20 protein-coding genes are annotated in these 20,774 nt (G+C 70.6%); 7 read left to right on the top strand and 13 right to left on the bottom strand.

Annotated features, from left to right (window positions below; translation table 11 throughout):
• Positions 1–26: 26 nt before the first annotated feature.
• Positions 27–1,112, bottom strand: a complete 1,086-nt coding sequence (locus tag ACSHV8_RS29405) for an efflux RND transporter periplasmic adaptor subunit (RefSeq protein ID WP_436520828.1) — start codon at positions 1,110–1,112, stop codon at positions 27–29.
• A 125-nt stretch (positions 1,113–1,237) separates the two neighbouring features.
• On the opposite strand from ACSHV8_RS29405, the gene ACSHV8_RS29410 reads away from it, so the two are divergent.
• Positions 1,238–1,708 (top strand): hypothetical protein, encoded by a 471-nt coding sequence (locus tag ACSHV8_RS29410; RefSeq protein WP_436520829.1) that lies wholly within the window; start codon positions 1,238–1,240, stop codon positions 1,706–1,708.
• 58 nt (positions 1,709–1,766) lie between these two features.
• On the top strand, positions 1,767–2,498 hold the full coding sequence (locus ACSHV8_RS29415; RefSeq protein WP_436520831.1) for a sensor histidine kinase: 732 nt from the start codon (positions 1,767–1,769) through the stop codon (positions 2,496–2,498).
• A gap of 40 nt (positions 2,499–2,538) precedes the next feature.
• Here the strand turns inward: ACSHV8_RS29415 and ACSHV8_RS29420 are convergent, their stop codons facing one another.
• On the bottom strand, positions 2,539–2,910 hold the full coding sequence (locus tag ACSHV8_RS29420; protein WP_436520833.1) for a response regulator transcription factor: 372 nt from the start codon (positions 2,908–2,910) through the stop codon (positions 2,539–2,541).
• 19 nt (positions 2,911–2,929) lie between these two features.
• Here ACSHV8_RS29420 and ACSHV8_RS29425 point away from each other — a divergent pair, with 19 nt between their 5' ends.
• Positions 2,930–5,191: an ATP-binding protein gene (locus tag ACSHV8_RS29425; protein WP_436520835.1), complete on the top strand. Its 2,262-nt coding sequence runs from the start codon at positions 2,930–2,932 to the stop codon at positions 5,189–5,191.
• Positions 5,192–5,250: 59 nt separating this feature from the next.
• Here ACSHV8_RS29425 and ACSHV8_RS29430 read toward each other — a convergent pair whose 3' ends face one another.
• The 5 genes from ACSHV8_RS29430 to ACSHV8_RS29450 are packed head-to-tail and all read right to left on the bottom strand — an operon-like array spanning position 5,251 to position 11,441.
• Positions 5,251–5,841, bottom strand: coding sequence for a LutC/YkgG family protein (locus tag ACSHV8_RS29430; protein WP_436520837.1), 591 nt, complete (start codon positions 5,839–5,841; stop codon positions 5,251–5,253).
• Positions 5,838–7,259, bottom strand: coding sequence for a LutB/LldF family L-lactate oxidation iron-sulfur protein (locus ACSHV8_RS29435; protein ID WP_436520839.1), 1,422 nt, complete (start codon positions 7,257–7,259; stop codon positions 5,838–5,840). Before ACSHV8_RS29435 ends, ACSHV8_RS29430 begins: the two co-directional genes overlap by 4 nt.
• On the bottom strand, positions 7,256–7,981 hold the full coding sequence (locus tag ACSHV8_RS29440; protein WP_436520841.1) for a (Fe-S)-binding protein: 726 nt from the start codon (positions 7,979–7,981) through the stop codon (positions 7,256–7,258). The genes ACSHV8_RS29435 and ACSHV8_RS29440 overlap by 4 nt, the downstream gene beginning before the upstream one ends.
• A 2-nt stretch (positions 7,982–7,983) precedes the next feature.
• Positions 7,984–9,414, bottom strand: a complete 1,431-nt coding sequence (locus ACSHV8_RS29445) for a rhamnulokinase (RefSeq protein WP_436520843.1) — start codon at positions 9,412–9,414, stop codon at positions 7,984–7,986.
• A complete protein-coding gene (locus ACSHV8_RS29450) occupies positions 9,411–11,441 on the bottom strand; it encodes a bifunctional aldolase/short-chain dehydrogenase (RefSeq protein WP_436520845.1) in 2,031 nt (676 codons plus the stop codon). The genes ACSHV8_RS29445 and ACSHV8_RS29450 overlap by 4 nt, the downstream gene beginning before the upstream one ends.
• Before the next feature lie 216 nt (positions 11,442–11,657).
• Here ACSHV8_RS29450 and ACSHV8_RS29455 point away from each other — a divergent pair, with 216 nt between their 5' ends.
• Both ACSHV8_RS29455 and ACSHV8_RS29460 read left to right on the top strand, forming a co-directional pair.
• Positions 11,658–12,965 (top strand): AAA family ATPase, encoded by a 1,308-nt coding sequence (locus ACSHV8_RS29455; RefSeq protein ID WP_436520847.1) that lies wholly within the window; start codon positions 11,658–11,660, stop codon positions 12,963–12,965.
• Positions 12,955–13,572 (top strand): RloB family protein, encoded by a 618-nt coding sequence (locus tag ACSHV8_RS29460; protein ID WP_436520849.1) that lies wholly within the window; start codon positions 12,955–12,957, stop codon positions 13,570–13,572. The genes ACSHV8_RS29455 and ACSHV8_RS29460 overlap by 11 nt, the downstream gene beginning before the upstream one ends.
• A gap of 170 nt (positions 13,573–13,742) precedes the next feature.
• Here the strand turns inward: ACSHV8_RS29460 and ACSHV8_RS29465 are convergent, their stop codons facing one another.
• Together ACSHV8_RS29465 and ACSHV8_RS29470 are read right to left on the bottom strand one after the other, a co-directional pair.
• Entirely contained in the window at positions 13,743–14,309 is a 567-nt protein-coding gene (locus ACSHV8_RS29465; protein WP_436536944.1) for a hypothetical protein, read from the bottom strand.
• Positions 14,310–14,393: 84 nt separating this feature from the next.
• Entirely contained in the window at positions 14,394–15,797 is a 1,404-nt protein-coding gene (locus ACSHV8_RS29470; RefSeq protein ID WP_436520851.1) for an MFS transporter, read from the bottom strand.
• Between the two features lie 85 nt (positions 15,798–15,882).
• Here ACSHV8_RS29470 and ACSHV8_RS29475 point away from each other — a divergent pair, with 85 nt between their 5' ends.
• Positions 15,883–16,842, top strand: a complete 960-nt coding sequence (locus ACSHV8_RS29475) for an Lrp/AsnC family transcriptional regulator (RefSeq protein ID WP_436520853.1) — start codon at positions 15,883–15,885, stop codon at positions 16,840–16,842.
• A 119-nt stretch (positions 16,843–16,961) separates the two neighbouring features.
• Positions 16,962–17,813, top strand: coding sequence for a poly(ethylene terephthalate) hydrolase family protein (locus ACSHV8_RS29480; RefSeq protein ID WP_436520855.1), 852 nt, complete (start codon positions 16,962–16,964; stop codon positions 17,811–17,813).
• A gap of 67 nt (positions 17,814–17,880) precedes the next feature.
• On the opposite strand, the gene ACSHV8_RS29485 is transcribed toward ACSHV8_RS29480, so the two are convergent.
• The 4 genes from ACSHV8_RS29485 to ACSHV8_RS29500 all read right to left on the bottom strand — a co-directional run bounded on the left by ACSHV8_RS29485 (position 17,881) and on the right by ACSHV8_RS29500 (position 20,717).
• Positions 17,881–18,228, bottom strand: coding sequence for a hypothetical protein (locus ACSHV8_RS29485; protein ID WP_436520857.1), 348 nt, complete (start codon positions 18,226–18,228; stop codon positions 17,881–17,883).
• Positions 18,229–18,283: 55 nt separating this feature from the next.
• Positions 18,284–19,324 carry a LacI family DNA-binding transcriptional regulator gene (locus tag ACSHV8_RS29490; RefSeq protein ID WP_436520859.1) on the bottom strand — a complete coding sequence of 347 codons (1,041 nt, stop codon included), beginning with the start codon at positions 19,322–19,324 and terminating at the stop codon, positions 18,284–18,286.
• 266 nt (positions 19,325–19,590) lie between these two features.
• Positions 19,591–19,968 carry a nuclear transport factor 2 family protein gene (locus tag ACSHV8_RS29495; RefSeq protein WP_436520861.1) on the bottom strand — a complete coding sequence of 126 codons (378 nt, stop codon included), beginning with the start codon at positions 19,966–19,968 and terminating at the stop codon, positions 19,591–19,593.
• Positions 19,969–20,084: 116 nt separating this feature from the next.
• A complete protein-coding gene (locus ACSHV8_RS29500; RefSeq protein WP_436520863.1) occupies positions 20,085–20,717 on the bottom strand; it encodes a hypothetical protein in 633 nt (210 codons plus the stop codon).
• Between the last annotated feature and the right edge of the window lie 57 nt (positions 20,718–20,774).

A 20,774-nucleotide genomic window follows, 5' to 3' on the forward strand; every position in this document is an offset into this window, starting at 1 on the left:
GGTGGGGTGTTGGCCGGTATTCCCGATCACCAAGAACGTACTACCTGGTCCCCGGCGGTCAGCCCGTCGGTGACCACCGTGTACTGGTCACCCCGCAGGCCGACGGTGACCGTCCGGCGCGTGCTGCCCGACCCGTTGCGCACCAGCACCGTGCCCGAGCCACCGGAGATGTCGTGCACCGCCGTGGACGGCACGCGCAGCACGTCGGTGGCGCTGCCGACGCGGACCTGCACCTGGGCCGACTGCCCGACCAGCAGGTCGCTGGGTGGTGAGGCGAAGGAGAGCACCACGCCGTAGCGGACCAGCGTGCCGTCCGAGGTGCCGACCGGGTCGACCTGCACGACCGTCGCGTCCAGGGCGTCGTCGTGGTCGGCCAGCGTGACCGTGCCGGTCTGGCCGACCTTCAGCGAACCGGCGTCGGCCTCCGGGAAGTCGGCCTCGATCTGCATGTCGTACGTGTCGGCCAGGGTGAGGAACGTCTTTCCGCTGCTCACCGTGTCGCCGACGCTGCCCGAGACGGAGACCACGGTGCCCGCGATCGGGGCCGTGATGACCGTGCCGCTCAGCGCCGCCTCGGCCTTGTCCACGGCCTGCTGCGCCTTGTTGACCGCCTGGCGGGCGTTGAGGATCGAGTCGTTGCCGGTGTCGGGGTAACCCCGGGTGGTGCAGGCGGCCGCCGCCACCTGCGGTTCCGGGCTCTCCGCGGCCGGGCTCTCCCCGGTCATGTGGCCCCGGGTCGCGGTGGCGGTGGCGCACGCGGTCGCCGAGGCGGTGACCGCGGCGGCCTGGTCCTCGGCGTCACCGAGACGGTCCTCGGCGTCGCTCAGGTTGTCCTCGGCGCTGTCCACGTCCCCGGTCGCGTCGGTGTCGTCGACCGTGGCGAGGGTCTGCCCGGCCTTGACCTTGGTGCCGGCCCGCACCTTGATCGCCTCGACGGTGCCGTTGACCGCGAACGACAACTCCCGGGTGGTGGCCGGCTCGACCGTACCGGTGGTGGCCACGTCCAGCGTGACCTCGCCCTTGGCCACGGCCACGGCGACGATCTCGGCGGACTTCTTGCTGCCCGAACGCTGGTGCACCACACCGAGGACCACGCCGGTGGCCACGCCCACGACGACGATCCCGGCGCCTATCCACCGAATGCGTCGTTTAGACCGGTTTTGCCCCGACAGGTTGGTCATATTCGTAGATTGTGGCTGTTCATGTACGCGAACGGACGAGATTCCCGGGAGCACCCTTGCCGAGCACGCACCTCCGTCGCACCGTGGTCGCCCTGGCCACAGCCCTCCTGATCACCGCGTGCGGCAATTCGTCCGACGACAAGGACACCACTCCCACCGACACCGGCACCTCGCCGTCGGCCTGCCCGCCCGGTGGCGGAATGCCGTCCGGCGGGATGCCGTCGGGCCCGGGAGCACCCGGGGGCGGCGGCCCGTCCGGGATGGGGCCGGGCGGTCCGTCGGGTGGTCCCGGCGGGGGCGGACCGGGCGGGGACTGCGGCGGGGCGCGTCCCTCCGGGGCCGGCGGTGGCGCCGGCACCGATCAGCTCGAACCGGAGGAGCCGCCGACGGCGTTCACGCCGCGCGGCACCGACCTGGGCGGGGCCGGACGAGGCGAGGTCGGCGCACCCGGCGACGTGCTCGCACCGACGTCCTCGCCGACGCCCGGGGACATCATGGCGCCGGCCAGCTTCCTCCCGGGCGAGTGACGACCGACGTGACGAGCGATCTCCGGCCGGCGGACCCGCGGCGAGTCAGCGGGCGCCGGTGACCAGCGAACACACCGCGAGCGACGGCCGGGCCCTCAGCGACGAACCGCCCGGCGGCGGCGACACCGCCGCGAGCGTCGAAGCGCAGATGCGCCGCCGGCTGCGCCGCCACAACCGGGCCCTGGCCGAACTCGCCGCCACCAAGACCGAACTGGTCAGCGCCCTGCTGCACGAACTGCGCACGCCGCTGACGGCCGCCCTCGGCATGCTCGACATGCTGCCCGAGAGCACCGGCGACCCGCTCCTCGACGAGGCACTCCCGCTGATCACCCGCAACCTGCGCCGGATCGAACGCTGCACCAACGAGATCGCCACGATCAGCGGCATCGAGAGCGGCACCATCCCGATGGACCGCACTGAGTTCGACCTGCCGGCGATGCTGATCGACGTCGCCGGGGCGGCCGGCGCGGAGTGCGCCACCGCCCCGGCGAGCGGCCTGCTGCTGGCCGACCGGGAGCGATTGCGCGAGGTTTTCACCCGATTGCTTTCCGCAGTACGGGCGTTGAGCGGCACCGCCGAGATCGAAGCCGAACTCGTCGGCGACCAGTGGCGGGTGTCCTTCCCGCTCCCCGAGGAACAGGCCACCGACCGGCTGTTCACCTCGGCCGGGGCCGGCGGGAACGCGATGGCGCTGATCCTCGCGCGGGCCGTCGTGGGACGGCACGACGGCAGCGTCGGCGTGCACAGCTCGGGCGGAACGGCGTACCTCAGGGTGATCCTGCCGGTCTAGAAATGCGGAGCCGTGAGCCCGGAGAGGCCGCGCCGCGCGCTCAGAAATGCTGCGCCGTCAACGCCTCGACCCGGGTCAGCAGGTCCTGCGCGGTGAACGGCTTGACCAGGTAGTCGTCGGCGCCCGCGTCGAACCCGGACGCCACGTCGAGCCACTGGCCGCGCCCGGTGAGCAGGATGATCGGGACGTTCGCGGTCTCGGCGTCGTCGCGCAGCGCCCGGCACATCTCCAGGCCGGTCATGTCCGGCATGGTGACGTCGAGGACGGCGATGTCGGGCACGTGCTCGTGCGCCGCGCGCAGCCCGTCCCGCCCGTTCCGGCTGGTCGCCACGTCGAGCCCGCCGGACCGCAGCACGGTTTCCACGATCTCCAGCACGGTGGGATCGTCGTCCACGACCAGAACCCATGTCACGTTACTTAGAGTAGTTCTCATGACAGAACGCGGTGACCGGATCACCCGGTGGACCGTGGGGCGGATGCTGTCGGTCGGCTTCCTGCTCGCGCTCCTGGCGCTCGGCGTCGTCGGGACCAGCGCGTACGTCCGGATCGGGGACCTGAAGCAGGGCCAGAAACTGCTCCAGGACACGAACTCGGTGTACGGCCAGACCGGCGGGCTTCTCGACGCGTTGTGGACCCTGGACCGGGCCGGTGGGAGCTCGGCGGTGGACCGGGTCAACCTGCGACTCGATCAGCTGAGCGGGAACCATGCGCTCGACGACGACGATCGGGACACCCTCCGGCAGCTGCGGCCGCTCATCCGGGCCCGGATAGCCGGCCCCACCCCGCCGAGCAGCGAGAACGCGCAGATCGTCACCCTCGTCTCGGCCATGCACGCCCGCAAGGGCGAACAGATCAAGGCCCAGATGAAAGCCGCCCGCGACAGCGCCCGGAAGACGCAGGTCCTGATCTGCTGGGTTGCGGGGGCCACGGCCGCGCTGGTCGCGATCGGGGCCCGCTGGATCACCCTGCGGATCACCGCACCGGCCCGGAAGGTCACCGCCGCCGCGCAACGGGTGCTGGAGGGCGACCTGACCCGGCGGGCCGAGGTGACCGGGCCGCAGGAACTGGCCCAGATGGCGCGGGCGGTCAACGCGTCGATGAGCACGATGGTCGCGGCCCGGGACGAGGCGCTCGCGGCGACCGCGGCCAAGTCGGCGTTCCTGGCGACGATGAGCCACGAGATCCGTACGCCGATGAACGCCGTCATCGGCATGACCGGTCTGCTGCTCGACACCGACCTCGACGCCCGCCAGCGCGAACTGGTCGAGACCGTGCACGCCAGCGGCGGTTCCCTGCTCGTGATCATCAACGACGTCCTGGACTTCTCCAAGATCGAAGCCCGGGAACTGACCCTCGACGTACGGCCGTTCGACCTCCCCTCCTGCGTGCAGCAGGCGCTGAGCCTGGTGGCGCTGACCGCCGACGCCAAAGGCCTGCACCTGTCCAGCCACTTCACACCCGAATGCCCGGAAGTGGTGGCCGGGGACGCCGCCCGCATCCGTCAGATCCTGGTCAACCTGCTCGGCAACGCGGTCAAGTTCACCGACCACGGCGCGATCACCGTGCACGTCTCGGCCGACGGCCCCCGGACCCGGATCGCCGTCCGGGACACCGGCATCGGCATCCCGGCCGACCGGCGGGACCTGCTGTTCCGGCCGTTCTCACAGGTGGACGCGTCGATCACCCGTACCTATGAGGGCACCGGCCTCGGCCTGGCGATCAGCCAGCGGCTCGCCGAGGCGATGGGCGGCGGCATCACCGTGGACAGCCAGCCGGGCCTCGGCTCGACGTTCACGGTCACGCTGCTGCTGCCCCCGGCCACACTGCCGGCCGGCCGGCCGGAACCGGCGGTCGCCCCGGTCGCCCGTCCCCTGCGGGTCCTGGTCGCCGAGGACAACCCGGTCAACCAGCGCGTCGTCGAACTCCTGCTGGAACGCCGCGGCCACCGCGTCGAGATCGTCGCCGACGGCGCCGCCGCGGTCGCCGCGGTCCGGGAAACCCGCTACGACCTGGTGCTGATGGACGTCCAGATGCCGGTCCTGGACGGCCTGGCCGCGACCGAACGCATCCGCGCCGACCCGCCGGCCCACGGCGCGCCCCGGATCGTCGCCCTCACCGCCAACGTCATGGTCGACGACCAGGCGGCGGCCACCGAGGCCGGGATGGACGGCTTCCTGGCCAAACCCATCCAGGAGCCGGAACTCGACGCCGTCCTGGCCGCCGCCACCCCCACCGGCCACTCCGAGGTGGCCCGCGCCGGCCTGGCCGCCGATGCCGCCCGCGCCGCGACCGCCGCCGGGGCCGCGCTGGTCCGGGCCACCGCCGGCCTGACCGAATCCGACAGCATCCGCGCCTGCGTGGACGGCATAGCCGGAGCCGGCCCGGCCGACCGCACCCGCCTGGCCGAGATCCTGCACAACTTCGCCGATCGCCTCCCCAGCACGCTCGACCGGATGGAACGGGCCGCCGCCACCGGCGACACCCGCAACCTCGCCCGCCTCGCCCACGGCCTCAAGGGTTCGTCCGCCACCCTGGGCGCGAGCCGTTTCGCCGCCCTCTGCGCCGACCTGGAGAGCCGGGCCCACCAGCACCCCGCCCACTCCATCGAACTCCTCCGGGACCTGCACACGCAGGCCCAGGAGGTCTCCACCGTCATGGAGTCGATCTCCGCCGAGCTCGCCCGCGCCGCCTAGGTGTCATGCCCACCGGCGACCGGTTCCATGTCGAGCTGGATCCGTGGCCGATCTCCGAGCTATGACTCCAGCAGTAGTACGTGCAGGTGGCGCGGCCCGTGCACCCCTTCGACCCGGTTCAGTTCGATGTCGCTGGTCGCTGACGGCCCGCTGATCCAGGTCAGTGGTTTTCCGGGGTCGAGCCGCCCCACCGCCTCGGGCACGGAGGCCACGACCTGTCCGGGTCGCAGCACCACGATGTGCACGTCGGGCAGCAGGGTGATGATCCGCCGTCCCTGGTCGGGTGACGCGTCGAGGACGATGGTTCCGGTTTCGGCGACGGCAACAGCGGCCGCGGTCAGGACCGCGGCGGCGCCGGCGATGCGGTCGGGTGCCAGGTTGTCGTCGACGAGGACGCCCTCCGGGCGCCAATTCAAGGGCAGCCCCGGGGGTACGACGATGGTCCCGCCCGCGATCGCGAAGGCAGCCGCCGCCACGTCGTCCTCGGCGATCCGCCGTACCGACGCCTTGTAGTCGACGAGCCGGTCCACCAGCACGTCGAGGTCGGCGGCCGGAAACGATCGGCGGTAGTCGCGGGGCGCCGGCCCGGGGTCGGGCGCGTCCCGCAAGGCCGCCCGGACCCGGCCCAGGATCAGGTCTTTGGAGTTCATCGTGACGCCCACCAGTCCCGGAAGGTCTGTTCGGGGAATTCCGGCAGGTCCCGTGACGTGGTCCACCCGGCCAGCGGCAGTCCTCGTCCGCGCCGTCCGGCGATCCGCGCCAGTTTGGCCGCCCGCTGGGCGCTCGCGTACAGCTTGGGCCGGTCCATGGTGTACGCGGCGGCCCGCATGGCCGCCTTCTCGGCCCGCGCGTGGGGCACCTTGTTCCGCAGGTGCACCAGGATCGACGGAATGTCGATCTTCACCGGGCAGGCGTCGAAGCACGCCCCGCACAGGGACGACGCGAACGGCAGGGAGGCGTTGTCCTCGACGCCGGTGAGCTGGGGTGACAGCACCGCGCCGATGGGGCCGGGGTAGACCGATCCGTACGCGTGCCCGCCGGTCCGTTCGTACACCGGGCACACGTTGAGGCAGGCCGAGCACCGGATGCAGTGCAGCGCCGAGCGCCCGGCCCGGTCGGCCAGGACGGCGCTGCGCCCGTTGTCCAGGAGCACCAGGTGGAAGTTCTGCGGCCCGTCGCCGGGGGTCACCCCGGTCCACATGGTCGTGTACGGGTTCATCCGCTCCCCGGTCGACGCCCGCGGCAGCAGTTGCAGGAACACTTCCAGGTCCTGCCAGGTGGGCACGATCTTCTCGATGCCCATGACGGTGATCAGGGTTTCCGGCAGGGTCAGGCACATCCGCCCGTTGCCCTCGGATTCGACCACGGCGAGGGTGCCGGTCTCGGCGATGCCGAAGTTGGCCCCGCTGATCGCGACCTTGGTGGCCAGGAACGTCTCGCGCAGGTATTTGCGGGCGGCGGCGGCCAGCACCGGCGGGTCGTCGGTGAGCGCCGGGTCCACCCCGGGCATCGCCTTGAGGAAGATCTCCCGGATCTCGGTGCGGTTGCGGTGGATCGCCGGCACCAGGATGTGGCTGGGCTTGTCCTGGCCGAGTTGCACGATCAGCTCGGCCAGGTCGGTCTCGACCGGCTGGATCCCGGCCGCTTCCAGGGCCTCGTTGAGCGCGATCTCCTGGGTGGCCATCGACTTGACCTTGATGACGCGTTCCGAGCCGGTCTGTCGCACCAGGTCGACGACGATCGCGTTGGCCTCGTTGGCGTCGGCCGCCCAGTGCACGACGCCGCCGCGCTCGACGACCCGCGCCTCCAGCTGTTCCAGGAGTTCGGGAAGGCGGGACATGACGTCGGCCTTGATCCCGGAGCCGGCCGAGCGCAGTTCCTGCCAGTCCGGCAGTTCGGCGATGACCCGGCCGGACTTGCCGCGGATGGTGGTGGTGGCGTGCCGCAGGTTGCGCCGCAGCTGGTCATCGGCGAGCGCCTTGTGCGCGGCGGCCGGGAACGGCTCGTCGCCGCGCAGGTGCCCGACGCCGCGCGGCGCGGTGGCCGGCATGCCGAGGAAGGTCGTCATGTGGCGGCCAGAATCTCGGCCAGGTGCACCGTCTTCACTCCCGAATCCCTTCGCCGCAGGCCACCGCCGATGTGCATCAGGCAGGACGCGTCCCCGGCCGAGCAGACCCTGGCGCCGGTGGACTCGATGTTGGTCATCTTGTCGTCGAGCATGGCCGCCGACGTCTCCGCGTTCTTGATCGAGAACGTGCCGCCGAAGCCGCAGCACTGCTCGGCGGCCGGCAGCTCGACCAGTTCCATGCCGCGCACGTTGCGCAGCAGCCGCAGCGGCTTGTCGCCGACCCGGGTCATCCGCAGGCTGTGGCAGGTCGGATGGTAGGTGACCTTGTGCGGGTAGTAGGCGCCGACGTCCTCCACCTTGAGCACGTCGACGAGCAGTTCGGACAGCTCGTAGGTGCGCGCGCCGACGTCCTCGGCCCGCGCGGCCAGCCCGGATTCCCCGGCCGCGGTGGCGACCATGGCGTGCTGGTGCCGGATCGAGCCGACGCACGACCCGGACGGCGCGACGATCACCTCGTACGGCGAAAAGGTTTTGACATAGCGCCTGACCAGGGGAAGTGCGTCCTTCTGGTAGCCCGTGTTGACGTGCATCTGCCCGCAGCACGTCTGCTCGAAGGGGAACACCACCTCGTGCCCGAGCCGTTCCAGCAGCCGGACGGTGGCCTTGGCCGCCTCCGGGAACAGGGTGTCGGCGAGGCAGGTCGCGAAGAGCGCGATCCGCACGGTCACCTCCCCACTCGGGCGGCGGCGGCCCGCCAGGGGGCGTCGTCGCCGCGCGGCTCGTAGCGCACGATCTGTTGAGTCTGCCGCACCAGCGCGCGCATCGCATCGAGCCCGCCGGTGACGACGCCCGCGGCGCGTGCCTGGACGAGCAGGTTGCCGAGCGCGGTGGCCTCGACCGGGCCGGCGAGAACCGGCAGGCCGGTGGCGTCCGCGGTCAGCCGGCAGAGCAGTTCGTTGCGGGCGCCGCCGCCGACCAGGTGCACCACCTGCGGATTCCGGCCGGATGCGTCCCGGGCCTGGCGCACCGCGCGCCGTTGCGCGAGCGCCAGGCTGTCCAGGATGCACCTCGCGATGACAGCGTTCCCCGCGTCGGCCGGCAGACCGGCCAGGTTCCGCAGCCGCCCGGTCATGTCACCGGGCGGCAGGAAGACCGGATCGTCCAGGTCGACCACATAGCGCAGCCCCGGTTCCTCTGCCGCCTCGCGAAGCAGGTCCGAGATGTCCGGTGAGCCCCACTCGCGCATGCACTCCTGCAACGGCCACAGGCCCATCACGTTGCGCAGATAGCGAATGGTCCCGTCGACCCCGCCCTCGTTGGTGAAGTTCGCCGCGCGCGAGTCGTCGCCGAGGACCGGCCCGTCCAGCTCCAGCCCGACAAGTGACCAGGTGCCCGAACTGACGTACGCGAAATCCTTGATCTTCGACGGAACCGCGACCACCGCGGACGCCGTGTCGTGCGAGCCCACCGCGACCACCGGCGTGCCCTCGAAATGTCCGATGACCTCACCCGGGCGCCGGATCGGCGGAAAGAGGTCCGCCCGCAACCCCAATTCCTCGATCAAGGACCAGGACCAATTTCCCGTACGGACGTCGAGCAGTCCCGTGGTCGACGCGTTCGTGTACTCGGCGCCGATCTCCCCGGTCAGCCAGTAGGCCAGCAGGTCGGGCACGAGCAGCATCGTCGCCGCGGCCGCGTACTGCCGGGTCCCGGCCGCCGCCAGCAGCTGGTAGACCGTGTTGAACGGCAACGTCTGCAGCCCGTTGACGTCGTAGAGATCGCGCACCCGGCCGGCGATCCCGTCGGTCCGCGCGTCCCGGTAGTGCACCGGGTTGCCGAGCAGCACCCCGTCGGCGTCGAGGAAGCCGTAGTCGACCGCCCACGAGTCGATGCCGATGCTCTCCACCGGCCCGGCCTTGCGCAGCCCGTCGAGCATCCCCCGGTACAGGCCGAGGATGTCCCAGTGCAGGGTGCCGCCGACGCGCACCGGCTCGTTGGCGAACCGGTGCACGACGTCGAGCTCCAGCCGGCCCCTGCCCTCACCGCTTTCCCCGGTGCCCTCACCGCTTTCCCCGGTGAACGTGCCGACCACGACGCGCCCGCTGGACGCGCCGAGATCGACCGCGGCGAACCGGCGCGTCATCGTCGTCGTCATCGGAGGAAGGCCGCCGCGACGCCCGCGTCGACCGGGATGTGCAGGCCGGTGGTGTGCGACAGGTCGCCCGCGGTGAGCACGAAGACCGCGTTGGCCACGTGGTCGGGCAGCACCTCACGCTTGAGCAGGGTGCGCTGCGCGTAGAACTCGCCCAGCTTCTCCTCCGGCACGCCGTAGACGGCGGCCCGCTGCGCGCCCCAGCCGGCCGCGAAGATCCCCGAGCCGCGGACGACACCGTCGGGGTTGATGCCGTTGACCCGTACGCCGAAAGCGCCCAGCTCGGCCGCCAGCAACCGCACCTGATGGGCCTGGTCGGCCTTGGCGGCGCCGTAGGCGACGTTGTTCGGGCCCGCGAACAGGGAGTTCTTGCTGGAGATGTAGACGATGTCGCCACCCATGCCCTGCGCGATGAGGATCCGCGCGGCCGCCTTGGCGACCAGGAACGAGCCCTTGGCCATCACGTCGTGCTGGATGTCCCAGTCCTGCTCGGTCGTCTCCAGCAGCGGCTTCGAGATGGACAGGCCGGCGTTGTTGACGACCAGGTCCACGCCGCCGAACGCGAGCACGGCCGCGTCCAGGGCGGCCTCGACCGCGGCGGCGTCGGTGACGTCGGCCGTGACCGACACGGCCGCATCGGTGCCGCCGATCTCGCGGGCGACGGTCTCGGCGGTGGTCGCGTCCCGGTCGGCGACGACGACGCACGCACCCTCGGCGGCCAGGCGCAACGCGATCGCCCGGCCGATACCGGAGCCGCCGCCGGTCACGAACGCGACCCGGGTCGCCAGCGGCTTCGGCTTCGGCATCCGCTGAAGCTTGGCCTCCTCGAGCAGCCAGTACTCGATGCGGAACTTCTCCGACTCGTCGATCGGCGCGTACCGGGAGATCGCCTCGGCGCCGCGCATCACGTTGATCGCGTTCACGTAGAACTCGCCGGCGACCCGGGCGGTCTGCTTGTTCGCCCCGAACGAGAACATGCCCACGCCCGGGACCAGCACGATCGCCGGGTCGGCGCCGCGGATCGCCGGGCTCTCCGGCGTGGCGTGCCGCTCGTAGTAGGCGCGGTAGTCCGCGCGGTACGCCTCGTGCAGCTCCCTGAGCCGGCTCTCGATCCGGTCGAGCGGCGCATCCGGGGCGGTGTCCAGCACCAGGGGCTTGACCTTGGTGCGCAGGAAATGGTCCGGGCAAGATGTGCCGAGGGCGGCCAGCTCGGCCAGGCGCTCACTGCCGACGAAGTCGAGAACCACGTCGTCATCGGTGAAGTGGCCGACCTGAGGGCGGTCGGTCGAGGCCAGCCCACGGATGATCGGGAAGATCTCGGCGGCGCGCTTGTGCCGCTCGGCCTTCCCGAGCGCGGCGACCCTGGAGCCGCCGAACGGCGCCTCCTGTCCGTGCTCGGCGATGTACGCCGCGGCGGTGTTGATGATCTCCTGCGAGTTGGCCTCGCACTCGTCGCTCGTCGCACCCCAGGCGGTGATGCCGTGCCCGCCCAGGATCACGCCGATCGCCTGCGGGTTCGCCCGCTGCACGGCGGCGATGTCCAGGCCCAGCTGGAACCCCGGCCGCCGCCAGTCCACCCAGAGCACCCGATCCCCGAAGATCTGCTTGGTCAGCGCCGGCCCGTCGGCCGCCGTCGCGATCGCGATCCCGGCATCCGGGTGCAGGTGATCCACGTGCGGCACGTCCACCAGCCCGTGCATCGCGGTGTCGATGCTCGGCGCGGCACCCCCACGCCCGTGCAGGCAGTAGTCGAACGCGGCGACCATCTCGTCCTCGCGCTCCACCCCCGGGTAGACGCCGGTCAGCGCCCGCAGCCGGTCCAGCCGCAGCACGGCCAGGCCCTTCTCGGTCAGGGTCCCGAGATCGCCGCCGGACCCCTTCACCCAGAGCAGCGCCACCGGCTCCCCGGTCACCGGATCCCGGTCGCTGCCCTTGGCCGAGGTGTTCCCCCCGGCGTAGTTCGTGGTGCGCGGATCCGCACCGAGGCGATTCGATCGTGCGATGAGCGCAGCGACGGCGGCATTCGTCATGGCGTCCCTCAGTCCAGTCCGGCGGCACGTAGTGTGAAACGTTTCAGAATTACCGACAGATTACGCAGCCGCTGCGCCCGCGGTCAAGGCCACGGCATGCCATCGCCGTCAGCAGGATCACGGCCCATTTAAGGTCGCCTGGCGGCAAGATTTGCCGGATTCTGGTCGTAAGTTGCTAGCCTGGCCTCATCAGAACCTCGCACGGAGGAGATTGCGGTGCTGCTCCGCTTCCGGGTCACCAACTTCGCGTCGATCAGGGACGAGCAGGAGCTCAGCATGGTCGCCCTCGACGACCACCCCGACCTCGCCGTCACCCGGGTGCCACTGGGCAAGGAGCACGTCCTCCCGGTCGCCGGCGTCTTCGGCGCCAACGCCTCCGGCAAATCCAACCTCATAAAAGCCATGAACTTCGCGCGTACGGCGGTGATCGAGTCCCACCAGCGCTGGCTCCCCGAGGATCCGATCCCCCGCTGGCCGTTCCGCCTCGACGCGGAGAGCCGCACCGCCCCGAGCGAGTTCGTCTTCGAGTTCATCCATGACGGGGTCCGCTACGAATACGGCTTCTCCCTGAACGACACCGTGATCCTCGAGGAGTGGCTCTTCTCCTGGCCCAAGGGCCGCCGCCTCACCCTGTTCGAACGCACCGCCCTCGACATCACGTTCGGCCCGAGCCTGACCGGCCACAAAGCCGCCATCGTCGACCTGGTCCGCGAGAACAGCCTGTTCCTCTCCGCCGCCGCCGCGAACAACCACCCGCTTCTGCGATCGGTCGCAGCATGGTTCGGGCGTTGGCAACAGATGGCGTCCGGAGCCCGGCATCCAGAGCCGTCGGAGCTGGTTGATGAGCAGGGCCTCAACCTGCTCCGGTATGCGGACATCGGGGTGATCGGCTCCACATCTTCTAGGCGACCACCTCCGATTACTGAACGCTCACACACCAACGCGACAGCCATCAGCCGCCACTACACAGAGATGACTGGCCTTCCCTCCGTTGACAACCGGGACAATCTCCGGCTGCATGAGGACAGGCTTCACATCGAGCTTCTACACCAGGCCCAGACGGCCCGGGGACGAGAGCCTCTGCCGTGGGAGTGGGAGTCATCAGGCACACAGAGCTGGCTCCACGTCAGCCGCCGAGCCGCCGGCTGCCTCCACGACGGCACCATCCTGACCATCGACGACCTGGGCGGCGAACTGCATCCACTGCTTAGTGCTCAACTCGTCGGGCTGTTCCAGGATCGGGACACCAACCCGCACGGCGCGCAGCTGATCTTCACCGGGCACGACGTCAACCTGTTGGGCCGGCATGTGGAACATCGGCTGCACCGCGACCAGATCTGGTTGGCCGAGAAGGCCCAGGGCGGTGCGAGCCGGATCTATCCGCTCACCGAATACGGACGGGTGCGGGACGGGGTCGACGATGTCGAGGGCCGCTACCTGCAGGGGCGTTACGGCGCGGTGCCGTTTTTCGACAAATCGCTGCTCGCTGACCTGATGGAGGAGCCGGCGACCGATGGCGCGTAGCAGTCGCCCGCTGCGGCGCAAGCCCGGCACGGCCACCGAGGCCGAGACGATCGCGATCGTCTGCGAGGGAAAGAAGACCGAAGGCCTTTATTTCAACGGGATCCGCCGTGAGTTTCGGATCGCCACCGCCCAGTTGAAGGTGATGGAACTCGGGTTCGACCCGTTGCGGCTGGTGCAGGAGGCCGAGTCCTTCCAGCGGAACTACGACCAGGTGTGGGCCGTCTTCGACGTCGAGGCACCTGGTGCGCATGCAATCCCGCACGCGCGCCTGAACCAGGCCCTCGACCGAGCCGCGCGCACCGGAATTCGGTGCGCGGTCTCGAATCCCTGCTTCGAACTCTGGCTGTTGCTGCATTTCCAGGCCCAGACGGCGTACGTCAACAATGAGGCCGTCCGTCAGAAGATCCGCAAATGCCCGTGCGGGTACGACGACAAGTCCTTCGAGTTCGCGAAGGTCTGGCCGCATCATGGGACGGCCCTCCGGAACGCGGAGAGCCTCGACGCCCGTCAAGTCGCGAACGGCGCGGAGATCCCCGACCGCAATCCGTGGACCAGCGTGCACGAGTTGGTCACGCAGTTGCTGAAGCTCGCGCGCGCCGGCCGCTGAGATCCGTGCGCGCATCACCACCCGGAGGCACTCCGCGGGGCGGCGAGTGGGGCGGGCGGCGTTCGCGCGGGTTCATCGCCGTACGGGAAAAGGGGGTTTGGGGGGAAGCGGAGCGGGAGGGCATGGGGAAGCCCGGGCCGAGGCGGCCCGGGCGTGGGGGTGGATCGGGTTCAGATGAGCCAGCGGTTCTTCTGGACCAGGGGAAGGCTCGCCCACCAGCGGCCCAGGCCCCAGGTGTGGCCGGCGTAGGTGAGGGCCAGGGCGACGCCCGTGACGGCGTAGATGACGTGGTAGTCGACCACGGGGTTGCTGGATCCGCCGGCCAGGGGCCATTCGGCCGCCCACATCAGGGCCATCATGGCGATCGCGGAGACGGCGGCGATCCGGAGGCCGATGCCGAGGATCAGGGCGAGGCCGATGCCGAGCAGGCCGAGCATGAACGCCCAGTCGGCGAACGGGCTGCCGGCGAGGCTGTGGAACAGTCCCTTGAGGGGGCCCGCCTCGACGCCGGACAGGAAGCCCTTGGTGGGCGAGCCGCCGTTGATCCAGGCTTTGGCGGACGGGGTGGCGTATCCGAAGCCGAACGTCTTGTCCAGGAAGGCCCAGAGGAAGACGAATCCGGTGGTGACCCGGAGTACGGCGAGGGTCTTGGCAGCGGCCTTGGTGAGCATGGCGCCCGGGGCCTCGACGTGCTCGAGGCGGTGAGCTGCGACGGTGGTCATCGCTTCCTCCTCCATCAATCTCTCTGCCATTGACAATCCTCTGTTCGCGGGCGCCGCACCCGGGTCCGACCACCTGACTGCGCGGGACCTAAGTCCCGGTCAGCCGACCTCGGCCGGGACGGGCGCCTCGTGGGACCGGGCGGCGTGGTGGCGGACGAAGATCAGGACCACGATCGCGGCGGCCAGGGCGGTCCCGGCGGCGACGTAGAGGGTCCCGTCGAGACCGTCGGCGAAGCCGCTCGGCTGCCCGTGCGCGTCGGCGATCCGGTTGGCGAAGATCGTGCCGAAGACGGCGACGCCGAGGGCGAAGCCGAGCTGGCGGAACGTGTTCAGCGCGCCGCCGGCCATGCCGCTGCGTTCGCGGGGCACCTCGGCCAGGACGGCCGAGGACAGGGACGGCAGCACGCAGCCGACGCCGAGTCCGACGACGATCAGGCCGGGGATCAGGACCTTGCCGGTGCTGTCGGCGTCCAGGCGGGCCTGGAGCAGGTCACCGGCGGCGATCAGCAGCAGGCCGAGGCCGACCGTCCAGCGCGGGGTGACCTTCTGCAGGAAGCGGCCGGCGGCGGCGCCGACGACCAGGGAGGCGGCGGCCATCGGCAGCGCGCCGTAGAGGCCGGCGTCGACCGGGCCGTACCCGAGCACCTGCTGCAGCCAGACCGTGCCGAACGGCAGGTAGCCGAACGCGGCCGCCTGGGTCAGGAACGCGGCCACGATCAGCGCCGCGAACGCCGGCCGCTTGAACAGGGCCAGGTCGAGCATCGGGTGGTCGGAGCGCAGCTCGGCGACGATGAACGCGACCAGCGCGACGACACCGGCGGCGAACGCGGTCAGGGCGATGCCGTCGGTCCAGCCGGCGTCGCCGGCGCGGATCAGGCCGTACGTGACGGCCCCGGCCGCCACCGTGAACGTGATCGTGCCGGGCAGGTCGAAGCGTCCGCCCCACGGCGCCTTCGACTCGGTGACACCGCGCAGGGTGAACCAGACCGCGATCAGGCAGACCGGCAGGTTGACCAGGAACACCCAGCGCCAGCCGAAGTGTTCGGTGAGCAGTCCGCCGGCGAGCGGGCCGGCGGCCGCGGCGGCGCCGTTGACCGCGCCCCAGATGCCGAACGCGACACCCCGGTCGTGACCGTGGTAGGTGACGTTGAGCAGGGCGGCGGTGCAGGCGAACATGGCCGCGCCGCCGGCGCCCTGCAGCACCCGGGCGGCGATCAGGGCCTGCTCGTTCGGCGCGACCGCGCACAGCAAGGACGAGACGGCGAAGATGCCGATGCCGATCAGGTAGGTGCGGCGGCGCCCGTAACGGTCGGCGAGCGAGCCGGCGCCGAGCAGCAGGGCGGCCAGAGCCAGGGCGTATCCGTCGAGCACCCACTGCAGGTCGGTGTAGTCGGCCTTGAACTTGTCGGCGATCGACGGCAACGCCACGACGACGATGGTGACGTCCACCAGCAGCAGGAATGTGCCGAGGCAGACGGCGATCAGTGGTGACCATTTGCGCATGCACAGAAGGATGCACGGTTTACTGAAGATCAGCCGCACCAGCTCGCGCAAGACTGCGGATCTCGACATCAGATAGGCTTGCCTGGTGGAAATCGACACGCTCGACCGTCGGGTGACGCACGCGCTCCGGATCAACGGCCGCGCCGGTTACCGGGAGATCGGTGCGGTGCTGGGCGTCTCCGACCAGACCGTCGCGCGGCGTTATCGCCGCTTGCGGGAGGAGGCGCGCCTGCGGGTCGTCGGTTTACCCAACCCCATCGAGCTCGGGTACGAGACCTGGGCGCTCCGGCTCCGCGCGGCCCCGGACGCGGCGTTGCCGATCGCGGCCGCGCTGGCCCGCCGTCCGGACACGACGTGGGTCTCGATCACCTCCGGGGGCACCGAGATCGCGGCCAGCGTGCACGTGCCCGCGTCGGCCGACCGGGAGGCGCTGCTGCTGCAGAAACTGCCCCGCACGCCGCGGCTGGTCTCGGTGAGCGCGCACTGCGTGATCCACAACTACGTCGGCGGCGCGGTCGGGCCGGACCTGCGCGACGACTCGCTGGACGCCGAGCAGATCGCGGCCCTGACGCCGGAGCGGCCGGACGGCGCCCGGTCGGCCGCTCATCTGACGGCGGCCGACGCCCCGCTGATCGAGGCGCTGTCCTGGGACGGGCGGCTCAGTTACACCGAGTTGGCGGCCGCGACCGGCTGGCCGGAGTCGACGGCTCGCCGCCGTACGCAGGAATTGTTCGAATCGGGATCGCTCTACACCGATGTCGAGATCGAGCCGGAGCTGTTCGGTTTCCGCGCGGCCGTGGTGCTGTGGCTCTCGGTCGCACCGGCGCGGGTGGCCGCGGTCGGCAGCGCGCTGGCCCGGCACGAGGAGATCGTCTTCGCCGCGGCCACCACCGGTCCGACGAACCTGCAGGCCACGGCCATCTGCCCGGACATGCCGGCCTTCTATCGGTACGTGACCGAGCGGCTCAGCCTGCTCGACGGCGTGGAGCGGATCGAGTCGGCGCCGGTGCTCAAGCACGTGAAGCAGCTCGGCTCGGTGCGCTGACATACCGCGTCCACAGGGATGCCGCCGGGATTACCCATCGGTAAGAATCTCGTTAATAATATTTACCAGCATCGATCTAGATCGGTCTCCCACTCACCATCCCCGGTTGGGAGAACCACATGTCCGTTCGATCCGTCCTGGCCGCATCCCTGCTGGCGGTCGTCGTCACCCTCGCGCCGGCGCCGGCGCAGGCCGCCAACCCGTACGAGCGGGGCCCGGCCCCGACCACCGCCAGCATCGAGGCCACCACCGGCCCGTTCGCCACCGCCTCGACCACCGTCGCCCGCACCAGCAGCTTCGGGGGCGGCACGATCTACTACCCGACCACCACCACCGCCGGCACGTTCGGCGCGGTGTCCATCGCCCCCGGATACACCAACTCGAAGTCCGCGGTCGCCTGGCTGGGCCCGCGGATCGCCTCCCAGGGCTTCGTCGTGATCGTCATCGACACCCTCAGCGTCTACGACTTCCCGGACAGCCGGGGAACGCAGCTGCTGGCCGCCCTGGACTACCTGACCGGCACCAGCTCGGTCCGCACCCGCATCGACGCGACCCGGCTGGGCGTGATGGGTTACTCGATGGGCGGCGGCGGGAGCCTGTCGGCCTCCAAGACCCGGCCGTCCCTGCAGGCGGCGGTGCCGCTCACCCCGTGGCACACCACCAAGAGCTGGACCACCGACCAGGTGCCGACCCTGATCATCGGCGCCGAGAACGACACGACGGCGCCGGTGGCGTCGCACGCCGAGCCGTTCTACACCAGCCTGCCGAGCACACTCGACAAGGCCTATCTGGAACTCAACAACGCGACGCACTCCGCGCCGACGTCGGCCAACGTGACCATCGCGAAGTACAGCATCTCGTGGCTGAAGCGCTTCATCGACAACGACACCCGTTACGAGCAGTTCCTCTGCCCGGCGCCGTCGGGCTCGGCCATCCAGGAATACCGCGACACCTGCCCGCACTCGGTCTGATTCCCCCGACAGAAAACGCCGGCGGCCCGGTCAGGGGCCGCCGGCGTTCCGAGCCGCGGAAAAGGGGTCAGCGCCAGAAGACCGCGACCGCCGCGTTGGCCAGGGTCAGCGTGATGATCCCGATGTAGTGGCCCTTGTTGACCGCCTCCCGCTTCCGCGGGATGAACACCATGATGAAGATCATCACTGCGATGACCAGCTTGACGACGAGCTTGATCGGGTCGGGCTCGTGGTCCCCGCCGCCCCGCAGCGGCGCGGCCAGGCCGAGCCCGCTGACCAGCTGGATGATCGAGCCCCACAGGACCGCCGGACTGATCCGGAACGTCCCCGACAGGAACTGCGCGATCGCCCCACCCAGCAGCAGGGCGAAGCCGACGAGGTGCACGAAGAGCAGGATCAACCGGAGAGCTTCCACAGCCGGACAGCTTGCCAGCTCACCGGAGGGCCGATCAATCCGGGATGCCGGTGTGTCAGCGTCGAACCGTTCCGGTCGAGGCCCGCGCCACCAGCGCCGGCACGAACGTCGCCTGTTCGTGTTCGTGATCCGGGTTGGTCGCCTCGTCCAGGACCAGGCGGGCCGCCGTCCGGCCCAACTCCTGGCGCGGCTGGCGGACCGACGTCAACGGCACGGCCGCCGCCGCCGCGAAATCGATGTCGTCGAAACCGACGATCGCCAGATCATCCGGCACCCGGAGCCCGGCGGTCACGGCATGCTGCAGCAGACCGAGCGCGAGCAGATCGTTCGCACAAAAGGCGGCGGTCGGCCGGCGGCGGGACGGCAGGCCGGCCAGACGCTCACCGGCCGAACGGCCCTCGCTCACCGTCAACGCCTCGGTCGGCAGGTGGATCAGATCCTCGGGCGGCTTGCCGAACTCCTCCCACACCTCGCGAGCCCCCTGGTACCGCTCGCGGACCTGGCCGATGGTCCCCGGGCCGCCGACGAACGCCACCCGGTCGTGACCGCGATCGATCAGGTGCTCGACGGCGATCCGCCCACCCAGGATGTCGTCCACCGCGACCGAACAGTGCCCGCCCTCACTGCTGAGCCGGTCGACCATCACGAACGGGATGCCGCGCCGGGCGATGTCGGCCAGATGCGACGCGTCCGGATCGACCGGAGTGATCAGAATGCCCTGCACCCGCTGCTGGACGAGCCGGTCGAGATGCTTGGACTCGCGCTCGGCCCGGCCGCCGCTGTTGCAGACGAACAGCGACAGGTCGGCGGCGTCGGCCGCGTTCTCGATCCCCTCGGCCACGTCCTGGAAGAACGGGTTACCGCCGTCGAGCATCACGTAGGCCAGCGCGCGGCTCGTGCCGGCGCGCAGCTGGCGGGCCGACTCGTTGCGGACGAAACCGAGCTCGGCCATCGCCCGCTCGACCCGCTCCCGGGTGGCGGTGCTGACCACGGCCGGCCGGTTGAGCACGTTGGACACCGTGCCGAGAGAGACGCCGGCGGCCGCCGCCACGTCCTTGACCGACGGCGCCCGGCCGTTGCGCGGCTGCTGAGTCAACCCCGTTGCCCCCTCGCTTGAACGGTGGATTGAAACGCATTCTAGGGTGAGCGCTCCCATCCGCAGATGTCAGCATCGCACCGTGAATGAAACATTTCAACCGCAACCGGTCGGCGGAGCCTTTCCCGTCCGATCCTGCCCGCTCCCGCCCTCCTCTGTCCCCTTCTGGTCCCTTCTGTCCCCGGGAGGATCACGGAAACCGGGCGGCACCGAAAGGCACATGATCCGCATTCCGCGGCGCCGGCACAATGCCGGACCTTCGGAGCTCAGAGGGGCGCGATGTGAGCGGCGACGATTCGCCAACCCCGATTCTTCGCGTACGACCATGTCCGCGTGTAGCGCAGCCGGGCGCGGAACGGCTCCCCGCCGAACGTACCCGCCACCGCGCACACCGCGAACGTGACACCGGTCGCGTCCACGACCAGCGACTCCAGACTCTCCTGGGTCAGGCTCTCGACGACCGAGGTGCCGGACCGATAGGCCGCCAGGTCGTCACCCTTCGTGTGGCGGGCACCATCCGGACCGATAGCGATCAGCCGGTCGTCGAGCAGCCGGTCGAGCTCGTCGACGTCCCCGTTCCGCTGCGCGTCCTGGAGGCGCCGCTCGGCGGACAACAGCTCGTCGATCAGGTGGTCGTCGCTCATCGGCCCAGGATAGGAAGGTGGCCGCTCCGGCACCCCACTCATCTGCCGAGGGCAGAAGCCTCGCACCGAACCCACCGGATCGTGGGCCTGTGGACAGGCGGCACTGTGGATGACCGTCAGGTGGCGGGGCTGACGCGGGGGCCGGACGTGCGGAGCCACCGGGGGCGGCGGGACAGACCCACCACCAGCAGGATGATCGAGAGCAACGGCATCGGGTGGCCGATCGTGAAGGCCAGGGCCAGGTCGGCCAGACCGCCCAGTACGGTCATCGTGAAGATCCAGCGCGGGGCGACCGAGCTCGGGCGGCGGTCGCGAATGCGGCCCCACGGTTTCGCGACGGAAAGCCAGCCCTGGAAGGCGATCGCGCTCGCCATCAGGGCGGTCGCGGCGATCTGGCGGGCGGACGGGCCGGCCTCGGCCGAGCGTTCCAGGACCGGTGAGAGCAGGAAGATGCCGGCGAAGAGCTGCACCACCGTGATACCGAACTTGACCGTCACCCACCAGTGCCGGAAGAACCCCCACGGGGTCGCCGCGGCCAGCATGATCCCGGTGAACGCGGACGCGTCGGCCATCGGGCCGAGCAGCCGGCCGTCGAGTTGCAGCGCCATGCTGGTGGCCGCATGCCGGACGTCCGCGTCGGCGGTGGCGAAGCCGACCGAGAGCAGGACGCAGAGGGTCATGGCCTGCACCATCCAGCCCACCGAGGTGAGCACGTGCAGCCAGACCGTGAGATGCCGCCACGTCTTCATGCCCGTCAGCCTCGCGGCGGGCACCCGATCCGGACATCGGTGATTTCCCCGAACCCG

The organism is Actinoplanes sp. HUAS TT8 (assembly GCF_051380535.1).
Taxonomy (GTDB): Bacteria; Actinomycetota; Actinomycetes; order Mycobacteriales; family Micromonosporaceae; genus Actinoplanes.

Excerpts from the sequence above, each read along its gene's own strand:
- ACSHV8_RS29460 (WP_436520849.1), top strand. The coding sequence starts at position 12,955 with ATGGCGCGTAGCAGTCGCCCGCTGCGGCGCAAGCCCGGCACGGCCACC.
- ACSHV8_RS29495 (WP_436520861.1), bottom strand. The coding sequence starts at position 19,968 with ATGAGCGACGACCACCTGATCGACGAGCTGTTGTCCGCCGAGCGGCGC.
- ACSHV8_RS29425 (WP_436520835.1), top strand. The coding sequence starts at position 2,930 with ATGACAGAACGCGGTGACCGGATCACCCGGTGGACCGTGGGGCGGATG.
- ACSHV8_RS29480 (WP_436520855.1), top strand. The coding sequence starts at position 16,962 with ATGTCCGTTCGATCCGTCCTGGCCGCATCCCTGCTGGCGGTCGTCGTC.
- ACSHV8_RS29450 (WP_436520845.1), bottom strand. The coding sequence starts at position 11,441 with ATGACGAATGCCGCCGTCGCTGCGCTCATCGCACGATCGAATCGCCTC.
- ACSHV8_RS29435 (WP_436520839.1), bottom strand. The coding sequence starts at position 7,259 with ATGACGACCTTCCTCGGCATGCCGGCCACCGCGCCGCGCGGCGTCGGG.
- ACSHV8_RS29430 (WP_436520837.1), bottom strand. The coding sequence starts at position 5,841 with ATGAACTCCAAAGACCTGATCCTGGGCCGGGTCCGGGCGGCCTTGCGG.
- ACSHV8_RS29445 (WP_436520843.1), bottom strand. The coding sequence starts at position 9,414 with ATGACGACGACGATGACGCGCCGGTTCGCCGCGGTCGATCTCGGCGCG.
- ACSHV8_RS29470 (WP_436520851.1), bottom strand. The coding sequence starts at position 15,797 with ATGCGCAAATGGTCACCACTGATCGCCGTCTGCCTCGGCACATTCCTG.
- ACSHV8_RS29465 (WP_436536944.1), bottom strand. The coding sequence starts at position 14,309 with ATGGAGGAGGAAGCGATGACCACCGTCGCAGCTCACCGCCTCGAGCAC.
- ACSHV8_RS29500 (WP_436520863.1), bottom strand. The coding sequence starts at position 20,717 with ATGAAGACGTGGCGGCATCTCACGGTCTGGCTGCACGTGCTCACCTCG.